This window comes from Citromicrobium bathyomarinum, assembly GCF_038594485.1.
GTDB lineage: Bacteria > Pseudomonadota > Alphaproteobacteria > Sphingomonadales > Sphingomonadaceae > Alteriqipengyuania > Alteriqipengyuania bathyomarina_A.
Window position 1 is genome coordinate 517688 of sequence record NZ_JBCFZG010000004.1, and the last position, 14223, is coordinate 531910.

The 14223-nt window shown below is 64.0% G+C and carries 12 protein-coding genes; 3 read left to right on the forward strand and 9 right to left on the reverse strand.

The window, feature by feature from the left end:
- Positions 1 to 41: 41 nt before the first annotated feature.
- A complete protein-coding gene (locus tag AAG591_RS08225; protein WP_342530646.1) occupies positions 42 to 1658 on the forward strand; it encodes a CHASE domain-containing protein in 1617 nt (538 codons plus the stop codon).
- A 129-nt stretch (positions 1659 to 1787) separates the two neighbouring features.
- Here AAG591_RS08225 and AAG591_RS08230 read toward each other — a convergent pair whose 3' ends face one another.
- From AAG591_RS08230 to AAG591_RS08270, 9 genes are all read right to left on the reverse strand, one after another.
- Positions 1788 to 2588, reverse strand: a complete 801-nt coding sequence (locus AAG591_RS08230) for a response regulator (protein ID WP_342530648.1) — start codon at positions 2586 to 2588, stop codon at positions 1788 to 1790.
- A 309-nt stretch (positions 2589 to 2897) separates the two neighbouring features.
- Positions 2898 to 3320 carry a response regulator gene (locus AAG591_RS08235; protein ID WP_342530650.1) on the reverse strand — a complete coding sequence of 141 codons (423 nt, stop codon included), beginning with the start codon at positions 3318 to 3320 and terminating at the stop codon, positions 2898 to 2900.
- Positions 3321 to 3397: 77 nt separating this feature from the next.
- Positions 3398 to 4555: a GNAT family protein gene (locus AAG591_RS08240; protein ID WP_342530651.1), complete on the reverse strand. Its 1158-nt coding sequence runs from the start codon at positions 4553 to 4555 to the stop codon at positions 3398 to 3400.
- A 282-nt stretch (positions 4556 to 4837) separates the two neighbouring features.
- The gene (locus AAG591_RS08245; protein ID WP_342530653.1) at positions 4838 to 5368 is read right to left on the reverse strand and encodes a GNAT family N-acetyltransferase; all 531 of its coding nucleotides are present in this window, start codon (positions 5366 to 5368) and stop codon (positions 4838 to 4840) included.
- Positions 5365 to 6462, reverse strand: a complete 1098-nt coding sequence (lptG, locus tag AAG591_RS08250; protein WP_342530655.1) for an LPS export ABC transporter permease LptG — start codon at positions 6460 to 6462, stop codon at positions 5365 to 5367. The genes AAG591_RS08245 and lptG overlap by 4 nt, the downstream gene beginning before the upstream one ends.
- Before the next feature lie 11 nt (positions 6463 to 6473).
- Positions 6474 to 7697 (reverse strand): LptF/LptG family permease, encoded by a 1224-nt coding sequence (locus tag AAG591_RS08255; RefSeq protein WP_342530657.1) that lies wholly within the window; start codon positions 7695 to 7697, stop codon positions 6474 to 6476.
- Between the two features lie 94 nt (positions 7698 to 7791).
- Entirely contained in the window at positions 7792 to 8124 is a 333-nt protein-coding gene (gene clpS / locus AAG591_RS08260) for an ATP-dependent Clp protease adapter ClpS (protein ID WP_342531245.1), read from the reverse strand.
- 269 nt (positions 8125 to 8393) lie between these two features.
- A complete protein-coding gene (locus tag AAG591_RS08265; RefSeq protein ID WP_342530659.1) occupies positions 8394 to 9251 on the reverse strand; it encodes a phasin family protein in 858 nt (285 codons plus the stop codon).
- 109 nt (positions 9252 to 9360) lie between these two features.
- A complete protein-coding gene (locus AAG591_RS08270; RefSeq protein ID WP_342530661.1) occupies positions 9361 to 11250 on the reverse strand; it encodes a PHA/PHB synthase family protein in 1890 nt (629 codons plus the stop codon).
- Between the two features lie 154 nt (positions 11251 to 11404).
- Here AAG591_RS08270 and AAG591_RS08275 point away from each other — a divergent pair, with 154 nt between their 5' ends.
- Together AAG591_RS08275 and AAG591_RS08280 are read left to right on the forward strand one after the other, a co-directional pair.
- Positions 11405 to 12592 (forward strand): LL-diaminopimelate aminotransferase, encoded by a 1188-nt coding sequence (locus AAG591_RS08275; protein WP_342530663.1) that lies wholly within the window; start codon positions 11405 to 11407, stop codon positions 12590 to 12592.
- Positions 12593 to 12745: 153 nt separating this feature from the next.
- Positions 12746 to 13909 (forward strand): crotonase/enoyl-CoA hydratase family protein, encoded by a 1164-nt coding sequence (locus tag AAG591_RS08280; protein WP_342530665.1) that lies wholly within the window; start codon positions 12746 to 12748, stop codon positions 13907 to 13909.
- The last annotated feature ends 314 nt before the right edge of the window (positions 13910 to 14223 follow it).

A 14223-nucleotide genomic window follows, 5' to 3' on the forward strand; every position in this document is an offset into this window, starting at 1 on the left:
TACGGCGATTCAGGCGGTGGCTGATCCATTACCCCAGAGCCGTGCCGGTTCTGATCTTCCTGCTGATCACCGCAATCACGGCGTTGAGCGTGTTCGCGATCGAGCGTGGGGAGCGCCGACGCGAGCAGGCCGTCCTCAGCGAAACCGCGCAGGTCATCGCCTCTTCGCTGGACCAGCGGGTCAATACCAGCGGCTCTTACCTGGTCGCCGGCGCATCGCTGATCAGCACGCTCGACCGCGTCCCGGCCACGCTGTTCCGCCGCTTCGCGACCGAGCTTCGGCTGGATGCGGACTATCGCGGATCGGTGGGGATCGGGTGGAGCCCGATCGTCCCGCGCGGCGAAATCGGATCGTTCGAAAGGCTGGCCTCTCGCGAAACGGGAACCGCCTTCAAGATATCCCCACTCCCGTCTAAGTCGAGCAACTTTGCGGTCCCGGTCACGTTCTTCCAGCCGATGCTGGACATGAACCGCAAGGCCATCGGCTACAACATGTATGCCGAAACGCGCCGTCGCGAGGCGATGCAGGAAGCGATCCGCACGGGACGGCCCACCGCGACCGGTCCGCTCGACCTGGTCCAGGACCGCGAGGCACGCCGGGGCTTCATCGTCTACGTGCCGGTGTTCGAGCCGGAAACGCGTGGTGAGATGATCCGCGGCTTCGTTTATAGCCCGTTCAATTCGCAGGACTTCCTCGATTCGGTGCTGACCCGCGAGGTCGTCGGCTCGCGCGGGGTGCGGCTGTACGATGGAGAACCCAGGCCCGCCAATCTGATCGCGTCGCACGCGCCGGAGAAGATGACGGGCAATGTGACGCGGCTCGAAGTCTCACTGGCCGATCGGCCGATGACCGTCGAGGTCGAATCCTCGCGCGGGGATGCGCTTTCGCTGCTGTCGATGATCACGCTGCTGTTCGGGATCGCGGTCGCCAGCCTTTCGATGCTGGTCGCCCGCCTGCTGACCCAGCAGGCGCACGAAGACCAGGCCGCGCTCGATTTCTATGCCGAGCAGAACTCGATCCGCAACTCGCTCACCCGCGAGCTGAACCACCGCGTCAAGAACACGCTCGCCAACGTGCTCTCGATCGTCGCGCTGACGCGTCGGCGGGCCAGTTCGCTGGAGGATTTCGCGAGCGGGCTCGACGGACGCATCCGGGCGCTGTCGGCCACGCACGATCTGCTGACCCAGTCCGAATGGGGCACGACCCCGCTCCTGGCCGTGCTGGAGGCGGAGCTTGCGCCCTATGCCAGCGCTGCCGAAGCCACGCTCGACCTGACCGGGCCCGATGTCGAGCTGGCCCCCAACGATGCGCTTTCCTTCGGTTTGGCGATGCACGAACTGGCGACCAACGCGGCCAAGTACGGCGCCTTGTCTGTCGAGGGAGGCACGCTGAAGGTAAGCTGGACGCGCCTATCCGAAGATCTGGCAGAGGTCGTCTGGCAGGAAGGCGGTGGGCCGCCCGTGCCGACGGATCGCAAGCGCGGCTTCGGCACCGAACTGATCGAGAAGATCGTGGCGCACGAGCTAAAGCATCCGGTCGATCTGCGGTTCGAATCCAAGGGCGTGCGATGCGTTTTGCGGGTCCCGATCCGCCGCCCGACCGAGTTCCGCATGCGCGCCCGCCGCAGCCAGCTGCGCGAAAGCCCGCCCCGCAGCTGAGGCGTCAGGCATGAGGCTGGGTCAATAGCGCAGACCCACTTGCGACCGATTCATCGGATGGGAAGCGCAACGAAAAAGGGCGCCGCAATCAGCGACGCCCCTTCGAATTGCGAAAAACGGATCGTGCCGTCAGGCGCTCGCGTTCTCGCGGTGCGTGTTGAAGAACAGCGCCTGGCTGATCGCAGCGCGGACGGTCGATTCCTGGAACGGCTTGGTGACCAGATAGGTCGGTTCGGGCCGATCGCCGGTCAGCAGGCGTTCGGGATAGGCGGTGATGAAGATCACCGGCACGCTCCCGATGCTGAGGATGTCGTCGACCGCGTCGAGGCCCGAGGATCCGTCGGCAAGCTGGATATCGGCGAGAACGAGGCCGGGGGTCTTTTCGGCCACCACTTCCTGCGCCTGCGTCCGCGTGGCGGCGGTGCCGCAAATATCGTGGCCGAGCCCGCGGACGAGATCTTCGAGTTGCATCGAAATCAGCGGCTCGTCTTCGATGATGAGCACGCTGGTGGCGGATTCGCGATCGATTTCGGCGATCGCGTCCTGCACCATCTTTTCGACTTCCTCGGCGGAGATTTCCATGATCTCGGCCGATTGCTCGATCGTGAAATCTTCGAGCGTGGTCAGCAGCAGCGCCTGCCGATTGAGCGGGGTCACGTTCTGGAGCCGGTCCGCTTCGACATCGCCCGGCAGATCGGCACCGTCTCCGTGGTTGGACACTTCCAGATAGGCGCTCGACCAGACCTTGTTGAACGCGCGATACAGCGGCACCCGCCCGCCTTCGAGCGACGCCTTGAGATCGTCGTCGGCCAGCGCGGCCTCCAGCGTGGCGCGCACGAAAGCGTCGCCGGTTTGCTGCGATCCCGTCAGCGCGCGCGCGTAGCGGCGCAGGTACGGAAGATTCGCAGCGACATTTTCACCAATGGACATAAGACTTGTTTCCCGTCTGAACCTCTCCCGCCAACGCCTCGCACGATGGCCGGTTCCAAGAGTTGGGAAAGATGGGCTCTCACATGAAAGAAGGTCACCCCTTTCAGCGGTGCCGAAAAAAAATTTGAGCCCACAGGAACCGCCTTTCGAGCGGAGCATTTCCCCTATGTCACCGCCGAGACCCCCCTCCCGTCCAAGCGGCCGGTGATACGATCCCGAAGGCCTTCGTTCCGCAGCACGCGGATCGAAGGCCTTTTTTTTGGAGTGTCGTAGAGATCGGGGTGGGTGGTTTCCCGATGGCCGGTGCGATCAGCGCCGCAAACGTGCGAACAGCGATGGCTTGGCGCTGCCGCGCGCGAGTGTAACCAGCTCTTCGAAATCGTAAGGCTTCGCCAGCACCGGGCCCAGATCGGCAATGTCCTGGGGGATTTCGTTCGGCGATCCGGTCGCGAAGATCACCCTGGGTGCCTCCGCCCCAAGCGCGCGGAGCAGTTCGGCGATCGCCCAGCCATCTCCCCGATCCGCGAGATGCACGTCGAGGATGACGGTTTCGACCTCGCTGCTGCGCAGGATGTCCATCGCTTTTTCGGTGCTCGCAGCAAGCGAGACGTCGCGCGCGCCAGCGGCAAGCAATGCGTCCTCTACCGCGAGGGCGAGCACGGCATCGTCCTCCACCACCAGGACCGGGCCGAATTTGCGCGTGTTGTGTTCGGTTGCGCCGTCAGGCGGCATGGAAGATCGTCCTTGGCCAAAGACTGCCGCAGGGCAGGTTCAGGCAATCGAACGACGCAAGGTGCCTTGGCGTTCCGTTACAATTGCTTGCCGTAGATCAGATATTCGCGATTGATCCGGCTGTCGATCGTATCGGCAATCGCGATCATCCCCTGGTTATCTTCGAGGATCCAGCCGATTTCGCCGCGCTGCGACTCGAACTTGCCCGCTGCAGAAGCGCGAATCTCGCTGATCATCATGAAGGCGAGCTGGCTTGCCAGGCGCGAATTGTGCAGCCGCTTGCGCACTCCCATCAGCGGCACGCGCATGCCTGCCCCGCGCGGCTTCTTGAGCCAGCGCAGGGTCCGCAGCCAGCCGAACGGGAACAGCTTGCCGCCGGTTTTCGCGAACAGATCGTTCACGTCGGGCAGGGTCAGCATGAAGGCGACAGGCTCGCCATCCAGTTCGGCAATCCGGTTGAGTTCGGGGTGGACGAGCGGGCGCAGTTTCTTGCCCGTGTGCGCAACCTCTGCCTCGGTCAGCGGGACGAACCCCCAGTTGTCGGACCAGGCATCGTTGAGGATTTCGAGGATGATCTCGATTTCGCGCTGGTAATGGTCGAGCTCGACTTCGCGCACGCGGATGCGCGGGTTGCGTTCGCCCGATTTGACGATCCGCTGCACCAGCGGCGGAAACTCGCACGAAATATCCAGCTCGTATGTATCGAGCCGCTTGACGGGTTCGTACCCGCAGGCGGTGATGTAATCGGCGTATTCGGCGGGGTGTTGCCCCATCATGATCATCGGCGCGTGATCCTGGCCGCGCACCAGCAGGCCCGGTTCTTCCCAGATCGACATCGATATCGGGCCGAGAACGCGGGTCATGCCCTTCGCTTTCAGCCATTCCTCTGCCTTGGCGAGCAGCGCCTTGGCGACCTCGGCATCGTCGGCATCGAAATACCCGAACATGCCCGTGCCCGGACCCATGCCCTGTTCCGGGGGGATGGTCAGCGCCAGGTGGTCAATATGCGCGCTGATCCGGCCCACCGGTTTGCCGCCGCGCTGGGCGATGAACAGCTGGACGTCGGCGTGCTGGAAAAACGGGTTCTTGTCTGGATGGACAAGCTCGATCTGCTCAGAGCGCATCTGCGGCACAAAGTGCGGGACCTGCGCGGAAAAGCGGCGGCCAAGATCGACGAAGGCCGATCGATCTTGCGAATTCGCCGCGTCGAGCGACAGGACGGTTATATCGGTCATGAATATCCTAGCAATCAGGCGATGGCCCGACTGTTTTCTTTGGCAAGAGCGCGACGATGCAATAGTGGCGCCGTTTCCAGAACGGCAGATCGGAATCCGGTTTTGCGGTGTTCGTTTCCGACACAAGCAAATGTCCTGCGTTTCGTGTTCTGAGGAGTACGTACGCTCACTGGCGGATGATGCAATGGAAGGCCGACGGCCCCGACTCATCCTGAGACGCTTTTCGAACTGTACGGCGACCTTCCTGAATAGACCCTGCATTGGTCATTTATTGCGCGTAAGTCAACTAATATTGCTCGCCATCGCAACGCGCGAGTCCGCCGGAAAACCGTTGGCGTGCTCGTTTTCAAGCTCGAGTGCGAGCCTTTTGTGTTCGGTCGGATCGACGTCGCGAAAGCCCATCCGCCGGTAAAATGGCGCGTTCCAAGGCACTTGGTCGAATGTCGTGAGGGTGACTGCGATAAAGCCGCAATTGCGCGCATCGATCAGGCAGGCGCGGATCAGTGCGGTGCCGATGCCCTGACCCTGCCAATCGGGGTGGACACTGAATTCGTATACGTGAAGTTCGCGCCCGAACGGCTGGGTCACGAGAAATCCCACCAGCGTCTCGCCCGATGTCGCGACCAAGCAATGGCCCCGCGCGATATAGCGACGCAGGCGATCGACCGGAACGGTCTGCTGCCCGGCAATCCCTGCGAGCCCTTCGATCCGGTCGAACATTGCGCCCGCCGCGCGCTCGATCGCGGGCATGGCCGGGGCATCGTCCGGCCGCGCAAGGCGGATATTCCAGCCGGCTTCGTCCGGACCGGTCACTCCTCTGTGCGGACCAGCACCGTCTCGCCGATCAGCAGGAACAGGAAGAATGGAGCCCACGCGGCGAGGAAAGGTGGATATCCCCCGAAATTGCCCATCGCGAGGGCCGCGTTGTCGAGCACGAAATAGGCGAAGCCCAGCGCCATCCCGATCATCGCCCTCACGAACAGCTGGCCTGAACGGGCGAGCCCGAAGCCCGCCACGGCTCCCAGCAGGGGCATCAGCACCGCCGACAGCGGGCCGGAAATCTTGTGCCAGTAGTTCGCCTGCAACTCGTCTGTGTCGCGCCCGGCGGCGCGGTAGGCCGCGATCGAATCGTCGAGTCGCCACAGCGGCTGCGCCGTGGGATCGACCGACGCGAGTTCGATGTCCTGCGGGGTGATGCCCTTCGCGACGATCACCTCGGCAGGTTCGGAGAGGCTGGCCGTGCCCACGGTAAACACGCGCGGGGTCTGCATCGACCACCCATCGCGGCCCCGCACCGCAAGCGGCGCGTCGATCTGCTGCGTGATCTCGCCGTTGGGGCTGCGGCGGTAGAAGGTGACGTCGCGCAGCGTTGGGGCGGGCCCGCCTGCGTTATAGCTGCGCGCGGTGAGGATGTCGGGGCCGTCGATCAGGTAGATCACCCCTGAGTCCTCCTTCGTCTGCGGCAGGGCGCCGAACTTCGACTTTTCCCACGCATTGAGCTCCGCCGCGGCGCGCGTCACCACACGCTCGTTGAACGCGAAGGTCCCCGCAGCCACGACCAGCGCGGTCAGGATCAGCGGGGCGAGCACCTGGTGTGCAGAAAGCCCCGCGGCCTTCATCGCGATAACCTCGCTGTTCTGGTTGAGCGTCACCAGCGTGATGATCGTCGCCAGCAGTACCGAATAGGGCAGGAATCGCTGGATCAGCAGCGGTATGCGCAGCGACGCATAGAGCCACAGATCGGCCTCCGTATTGCCCGGTACGGCCAGAATCTCGCCGCTGGTCGACAGCAGGTCGAGCATCATCAGCACCAGCACCAGCATCACCAGCACGGCGATGATGCGCAGCGAGAACATCTTGGCGAGGTACAGCGTCAGCGTACGCGATGGGAAAAAGTCGAGTGTCATCTACCGGGCCTTCAACCAGTCTGCTCGGCGCGGAATGCATGGGAGCGCCGCCGCGGACGAAGCAGGCGTCCGATCTTCTTCACGGCCTTGGAAAAGGCGTTTTCGAGCGCGCCGATCGGCTGCCCGCCGGGGACATAGGCGATCTGCCAGAACCACCACAGGATGAGGCCAACGAACACCGCGAACGGCCCCCACAGGCCCAGCATGGGATCGATCCGGCCGAGCGCGGCAAAATCCTGCATGTACTGGTTGACCTTGTGATAGGCGACCACCAGCACCACCGCCACGAACACGCCCAGCGCGCTTGTCGAGCGTTTTGGCGGGATCGCCAGCGCAACGGCGAGCAGCGGCATGAACAGCATCATCGCCAGTTCGACCATACGGTAGTTGAGGCTGGCCTTGCTGGCGTTGCGCTGTGTCTCGCTCGACGAGTCGCTCCACCCGATCCGCAGCAGTTCGGGGAGGATATATTCGGCCTCCCCTTCGCCCCGCTGGCGGAAATTCTCGATCGCGGGCAGGTCGATCGGCAGATCGTACAGGCTGAAACTGAGCACGCGCGGGCTTTCGCCTTCGGGGTCCTGCACGATGGTGCCGTCGGAAAGGCGCAGGATGATCGTGTCGGGATTGTCGCTGGTCGAAAGGAAACGCCCTTCGCGCGCGCTGATCGAGAGCACCTGTCCGTCCTTGGTGTTGATCCGCGCGAAGATGCCCTGGAGCTTGCGGCCCGAATCCTCGCTCGATTCGATCCGCAGTGCCATCCGGTCGGCCAGCGTGGTGAACTCGCCTACCTTGATCGACGCGCCGAGCGCGCCCGAGCGCAGATCGAACTGCAATTCCTCGTAATAATACTTCGAAACGGGCTGGATGTAGAACACCAGCGCGGCGTTGATGGCCATCAGCACCAGGGTGATGGCGTAGGGTACGCGCAACAGCCGGGTGTAACTGAGCCCGACCGCGCGCATCACGTCGAGCTCGCTCGACAGGGCAAGCTGGCGGAAAGCGAACAGCGTACCCAGCAGCAGGCCGAGCGGGATGGCGAGGCTGGCATAATCGGGCAGCAGCGTGCCGAGCATCTGGAACACCACGCCTACCGGTCCTCCCTCTGTCGTGACGAAGCGGAACAGCCGCAGCATCTGATCGAGGATCAGCAGCGACGCGGCGAGCACGAACACGCCCAGCAGCGGCACGATCGTGAGCCGGAAGATATATCGATCGAGACGCGAGTTCAGGGGCAAGGGAAGTCCCGCGATTGGTTGAGAGGTCGCTTGCGCCACGCCCTAGCGACAAAGCGTGGCCCCGTCATCTGCGCGTTTTGCGTGTGCCCGGGGGCTATGCCTTTTCGAGCGTGCACTGGAGCGGGTGCTGGTTCTGCTTCGCGAAATCCATCACCTGGTTCACCTTCGTCTCGGCGACCTCGTAAGGATAGACCCCGCAAACCCCGACGCCGCGCTGGTGCACCTGGAGCATCACCTGCGTCGCCTCGTCGAGGTCCATGCGGAAGAACCGCTTGAGGACCATGACGACGAATTCCATCGGGGTGTAATCGTCGTTGAGCATCAGCACGCGGTACTGGCTCGGCTTCTTGGGCTTGGCGCGCGTCTTGGTCGCGATGCCGATCTCGGGATTTTCGGGCGTGCCCTTGTCCGCGTCATCGTCGCCCATGCCAGGCACCGCGGCCAAGGCCTGTCCGGGCATGGCGAAGCGCATGTCGACCTGCCGGCCGTGGGGGAGGGTTGGTGCTGGTTCGCGCATAGCGGATCAATATCGTATCGTCTGGCCGATCCGCAAGGGATCGCGAGGGGCGGGGCATATCAAAACTTCGCATGGTCCGGGCCGAAATCGGCTCCGAACGCGAAAGGGGCCGGGCGTATCCTCACGCCCGACCCCTCGCATCGGTTGCGGCCGGAATATCCAGCCAAGCCGGTCCGCGCTTAGGCGGCGAGCTTGTTCATCTTGTCGACCGTTTCGCTCATGCGGCTGGTCAGCGGCGCGAAAGCTTCGTTGGCCAGCTTGATCCACGCCTCGGTGTTCTTCGAACCGGTCGCGACGACATGGTCGAACGAACGGCGCATGATGTCGCCCTGCAGCTTGACGAATTCGGTCGGCGACTTAGCGGCAGCCATCAGGCGCGCGTCTTCGCTCATCTGGTCGGCAGCCTTGCGGGTTTCTTCCACGGCGTCGCGGGTCAGGTCCTGCATGCCGGAGAAGAGGATCTTGCCCGCTTCGGCCATCGCTTCGGCGTTGGCGCGCTGGAAGGTGACCATTTCGCCGGTCATCTCGGTGCCCTTTTCGTACATGCCTGCAAGGCGGGTCTGCATTTCGTTCGCCATGTCGCTGGCAATGTTGGTCGTCTTGGTCTGGGTCTTGGTAGCCATGGTGGTGTCCTTTGTCTTCGGGGTCGCGGCAGGCGCGGCGCCCGTTGTCTTCTTGGAGAGGGTCTTTTCGGGGGTAGTCTTCTTTGCGGTGGCAACCTTCCTGGCCGGAGCCTTCCTCGTCACCGCCTTCTTGACCGGCTTGGGCTTTGCGCTCGCCTTGGCGGCGGTGGCGCTAGCTGCCGGTTTCTTGGCCGCAGCGGCGGTCGGCGTTTTCGCGACCTTCGATGCGACGGACTTCTTGGGGGCAGGAGCTTCGGCCGCAGCCTTTTCAGGCGCAGCGGCTTCGCTCTTCGGTGCCTCTACGGCAGGGTTCTCGACCGCCGCCTTGGGCTTGCTATCGGACTTCGCGGCCGCGGCGTCGGCGTAAGCCTTCTGCGCTGCGGCGTCGTCCTTGTCGGTAATCGAGTCTGCCATTCGAACCTCAGGGTTTTGTTGCAATGCACAAATATGCCTTGCGACACCGAAGTTCAAGTCTTTTTTGTGCAGCGCACAATTCCCGGCTTTGCAGCGCGAAAATAGTGGCTTAGCGGGATTTCACATAGCGTCCCGGGGCCGGTTCGATCATTTTGTCGGTCTTCCCGCTGCCGGGCTTGCGCTTGCCGCTGGCGGCAACTTCTTTGGCGTCCTGCGAGCGGATCCACTCGATCCAGTCGGGCCACCAGCTGCCCGGATGCTCGGTCGCTCCTTCGCGAAATTCCGCCAGCGAGCCGATATCCTCGTCCTCGTTGATCCAGTACTGGTACTTGTTCGCCGCGGGCGGATTGACCACGCCTGCGATATGGCCCGATCCGGCAAGAACGAAACGCATCGGCCCGCCGAAATTCTCGGTAATCTTCCAAACGCTGGTCGCGGGCGCGATGTGATCGTCCTTGCCCGCCTGGATGTAGGTCGGCAGATCGACCTTGCCCAGGTCGATGGGGACGCCCAGCGCCTCCAGCCTGCCCGGCTTGACCAGCAGATTGTCGCGATAGAGCTGCTGCAGGTATTGCTGGTGCCACCTGGCGGGCAGATTGGTGACGTCGCCGTTCCAGTGGAGCAGGTCGAACGCGGTATAATCTTCTCCCAGCAGGTAGTTGCGCACGACGTAGTTCCAGATCAGGTCGTTGCCGCGCAGCAGGTTGAAGGTCGCCGCCATGTAGCGGCCATCGATGAAGCCGTCGCGCTCGAGGCTCTTGATCGCTGCGATCTGCTGGTCGTCGATGAAGTGTAAGAGTTCGCCCGCTTCGCTGAAATCCACCTGCGCAGTGAAGAACGTCGCGCTCTTCACCTTGTCGAGCTCGCCCTTCTCGGCGAGCACCGCCAGCGTGGCGGCCAGGGTGGTGCCCGCGACGCAGTAGCCGATCGTGTGGACCGCGCTTTGCCGCAGACGTTTGCGCACGTGATCGATCGCCTCGATCTGGGCGGCGATGTAATCGTCCCACACGACGTCTTTCATCGATGCGTCGGCGGATTTCCAGCTGACCATGAACACGGACAGGCCCTGATCGACCGCCCACTTCACGAAGCTCTTCTTCTCGTTGAGGTCGAGGATGTAGAACCGGTTGATCCACGGCGGGAAGATGATCAGCGGCACGCCCAGCACCTTTTCCGTGCTCGGATTGTACTGGATCAGCTGGAACAGCGGGGTCTCGTGAACGACCTTGCCCGGCGTGGTCGCGAGATTCTCGCCCAGCACGAATGCGTCGGGATCGGTGTGGGTCAGTTGGCCCTTCTGGATGTCGCGCAGCAGGTTCTCCATGCCCTTGACCAGGCTTTCGCCTCGCGATTCCATGATCCGGTCGAGCACGATCGGATTGGTCGCCGCGAAATTGGCGGGGCTCAGCGCCTCGGCCATGGCCTGCGTGGCGAACTTCAGCTGCTCCCGCTTGGCGGGGTCGACCTGATCCATCTTCTCGACCATCGCCAGCACGCGCTCGGTCAGCATCAGGTAGGTCTGGTGGAGCAGCGCGTAGACCGGCTGTTCGCGCCAGCGCGGGTCGGCGAAGCGGCGGTCTTCCCGCGGCAGGTCCAGCGCGCCGCCTTCGCTGCCGTCATCCTCACCTTGCGGCAGCATCAGCGCCTGCCACAATTGCGCGCTTTCGGCCCACCAGCGCTGCTGTTCGGCAGGGTCGGCAAACGGCAACTGCTGGGTCCAGGTTTCGAACATCGCGAACCACTTGGCCGGATCGCCCGCCATCATTTCGCCCGTCGCTTCGATCGCGTGGCTCTGGCAGAATTCAAGCCACATCGTCTGCAGGCGCGTGGCGTTCTCCGCCCACTTCTGCATGTCCGACAGCGCGGCCGGGGCATCGGCGTCGCCATCCTTCGCGAGTTGGGGCAGGGGAGCGAACATCATCTCCGCCCAGCGCGCCTGCGCTTCGAGCATCGCGGCAAACGGATTGCCCGCCGCCTCGTCGGACGATGTTTTCGCCATGGCCTTGCATCCTCTCGGTCAATTCGCCCCAGCCGGTCGCTCACCGGGAAATTTCTGGGCGTCCCCTCGCATACTTCAATTGCACAGATGCGCATGGCGTTCCAGAATGGAGGTGCCGGATATGCGGCGATGACGATGCCTGCGGGAGTTTGGATTGAGCGACGAGCAGTTTTACCGGATGCGGCGCCTGCCGCCCTACGTGATCGCCGAGGTGAACGCGATGCGCCATGCGGCGCGCGCGGCGGGCCGCGACATCATCGATCTGGGCATGGGCAATCCGGATCGCCCGCCCCCGCAGCACGTGATCGACAAGCTGTGCGAGGTGGCGGGCAAGCCGTCGGCGCACGGTTACAGCCAGTCGCGCGGTATCCCGGGTTTGCGCAAGGCGCAGGCGAATTACTACGGTCGCCGCTTCGGGGTCGATCTCGATCCAGAGCGTGAGGTTGTGGTGACGATGGGATCGAAGGAAGGCCTCTCGTCGATGGCGACCGCGATCGTCGCGCCCGGCGACGTGGTGCTCGCGCCGAGCCCGTCCTACCCGATCCACACCTACGGCTTCATCATCGCGGGCGCGACGATCCGGTCGGTCCCGACCACGCCGAACGAGGAATACTGGGACGCGCTCGATCAGGCGATGGCTTACACCTCGCCCCGGCCGAGCGTGCTGGTGGTCAACTACCCGAGCAACCCGACTGCCGAGACGGTCGATCTGGCATTTTACGAGCGGCTGGTTGCCTGGGCACGCGAGAACAAGGTGTGGGTCCTGTCCGACCTTGCCTATTCCGAGCTTTACTACGACGGCAAGCCGACCCGTTCGATCCTTGAGGTGCCGGGCGCCAAGGACATCGCGGTCGAGTTCACCTCGATGTCTAAGACCTATTCCATGGCCGGCTGGCGGATGGGCTTTGCGGTCGGCAACCCGACGCTGATCGCCGCGCTGACGCGGGTGAAGTCCTATCTCGACTACGGCGCGTTTACGCCGATCCAGGCGGCGGCCTGCGCGGCATTGAACGGCCCGCAGGACATCGTCGAGGAAAACCGCCTGCGCTACCAGCGGCGGCGCGACGTCATGGTGGAGAGCTTTACCCGCGCCGGATGGGAGATCCCCTCTCCGCCTGCGAGCATGTTTGCGTGGGCTCCGTTGCCGCCGGGCTTCGAGCATATGGGCAGCCTCGACTTTTCCAAGCAGCTGCTGGAGCAGGCGGGCGTCGCGGTCGCGGCAGGGATCGGCTACGGCGAAGAGGGCGAGGGTTACGTCCGGATCGCGATGGTCGAGAACGAGCAGCGCATCCGGCAGGCCGCACGCAATATCAAGCGCTTCCTCCAGCGGTCGAACACGTAAGGAAGTATCGCCCGGGCTGTCCCACCCCAAGCATCCATTCCGGATTGGTCTTCTTTTCCAATCACGTAGACTTCGTGCCACTATCTGCCTCCTGACCTAGGGAGCGGGCGGCGGGGGCGCGTGCACGCAGCGCAGCAACTTATTGCAAGGTGGATGGAGGCGGGGCCGCTGCGGCTCGACCTGTTCCATCGCGACGCGCACTTCGAGGGGCGCTGGCTGGCTCTCCACCCGCGCGAATTCGCGCTGCTCTGGCGGCTGGCCGAAACCCCGGGCGCGACGGTCAGCCAGAGCGCGCTGCTGCGCGATGTGTGGCGGTGCCCTTTTGAACCGGGCACCAACCGCGTCGCGGTGCATATCGCGCGGTTGCGCCGGAAGCTGGAGCCGCTCGGCCTCGCAGCGATGATCGCCACCGACGGGGCGGGATACAGGCTGGACAGCGCCGCGCCCTTGCGCAACGAACGACCCACACTGATTGCAACGAATACCAGGTGGGAGAGCGCAAGGATGGCATCGCAGGTCGAGGAACAGCGGGTCGCGGTCGATATTTCCGAGGATGGCGTGGCGCATGTCCGCCTCAACCGGCCCGACAAGATGAACGCGCTCGATCCCGAGATGTTCGCAGCGATCATCGCCGCTGGCGAATCGCTGATGGAGCGCAAGGACGTGCGCGTAGTGGTGCTGTCGGGCGAGGGGCGCAGTTTCTGCGCCGGGCTCGACACGTCAAGCTTCGCCCGCACCCCCGACCCGGACGAGCCCAAGCTGACCGACCGGACGCATGGCGATTCGAACACATTCCAGCAGGTCGCGACCGTGTGGCGCAAGCTGCCGATGCCGGTGATCGCGGCTGTGCATGGCGTCTGCTTCGGCGGCGGGATGCAGATTGCGAGCGGGGCCGATATCCGCGTGGTCGCGCCCGATGCGCGGATGGCGATCATGGAGATGAAGTGGGGGCTGGTGCCCGACATGGGCGGCTATCAGCTGTGGCGCGGTCTGGTGCGCGACGATGTGCTGCGCGAGCTGGTCTATACCAACCGCGAGTTTTCGGGTGAGGAGGCGCAGGCGCTGGGCCTCGCCACGCACGTCACCGACGACCCGCTGGCCACGGCGAAGGAGATCGCCGCGACCATCGCCCAGCGCAATCCGGACGCGGTGCGCGCGGCCAAGCGTCTCCACAACCGGATGCATGATGAGAGCGGCGAGGACATGCTGATGGCCGAAAGCGAGGAGCAGGCGGCCATCATCCGCCAGCCCAACCAGATCGAAGCGGTGATGGCCGGCATGGCCAAGCGCGCGCCCAATTTCACGGATGCTGTTTGAGCCACTCGACTACGCTAAAACTCCTCCCCCTCAGGGGGGAGGCTGGGTGCGGGTGTGCCCCACCAAATGGCGTGGAACCCCCACCCCTGGCCCCTCCCCACGGGGAGGGGAGGAATGCGGGGCGGCGCATCCGGCGGATTACGCGGGTGACACGTGTCACCCATGTGTCACCCTGAGAAATCGTCTGTATCTCAATCACTTGATACGAGTTGGGTGACAGATTCCGGTTTTTGCGCCGCGCGAGCCTGCGGAGCGGCGTGGGCGAGCGGGGAAGGACGACGATAGGAAAGAGCCGTCGCCTTGCTAGCCTGTGC

What these genes read in the sequence shown, in the direction of transcription:
- AAG591_RS08230 (WP_342530648.1), bottom strand. Translation starts at nt 2,588, where the DNA reads ATGTCCATTGGTGAAAATGTCGCTGCGAATCTTCCGTACCTGCGCCGC.
- AAG591_RS08235 (WP_342530650.1), bottom strand. Translation starts at nt 3,320, where the DNA reads ATGCCGCCTGACGGCGCAACCGAACACAACACGCGCAAATTCGGCCCG.
- AAG591_RS08240 (WP_342530651.1), bottom strand. Translation starts at nt 4,555, where the DNA reads ATGACCGATATAACCGTCCTGTCGCTCGACGCGGCGAATTCGCAAGAT.
- lptG (WP_342530655.1), bottom strand. Translation starts at nt 6,462, where the DNA reads ATGACACTCGACTTTTTCCCATCGCGTACGCTGACGCTGTACCTCGCC.
- clpS (WP_342531245.1), bottom strand. Translation starts at nt 8,124, where the DNA reads ATGGGCGACGATGACGCGGACAAGGGCACGCCCGAAAATCCCGAGATC.
- AAG591_RS08265 (WP_342530659.1), bottom strand. Translation starts at nt 9,251, where the DNA reads ATGGCAGACTCGATTACCGACAAGGACGACGCCGCAGCGCAGAAGGCT.
- AAG591_RS08270 (WP_342530661.1), bottom strand. Translation starts at nt 11,250, where the DNA reads ATGGCGAAAACATCGTCCGACGAGGCGGCGGGCAATCCGTTTGCCGCG.
- AAG591_RS08280 (WP_342530665.1), top strand. Translation starts at nt 12,746, where the DNA reads ATGGAGGCGGGGCCGCTGCGGCTCGACCTGTTCCATCGCGACGCGCAC.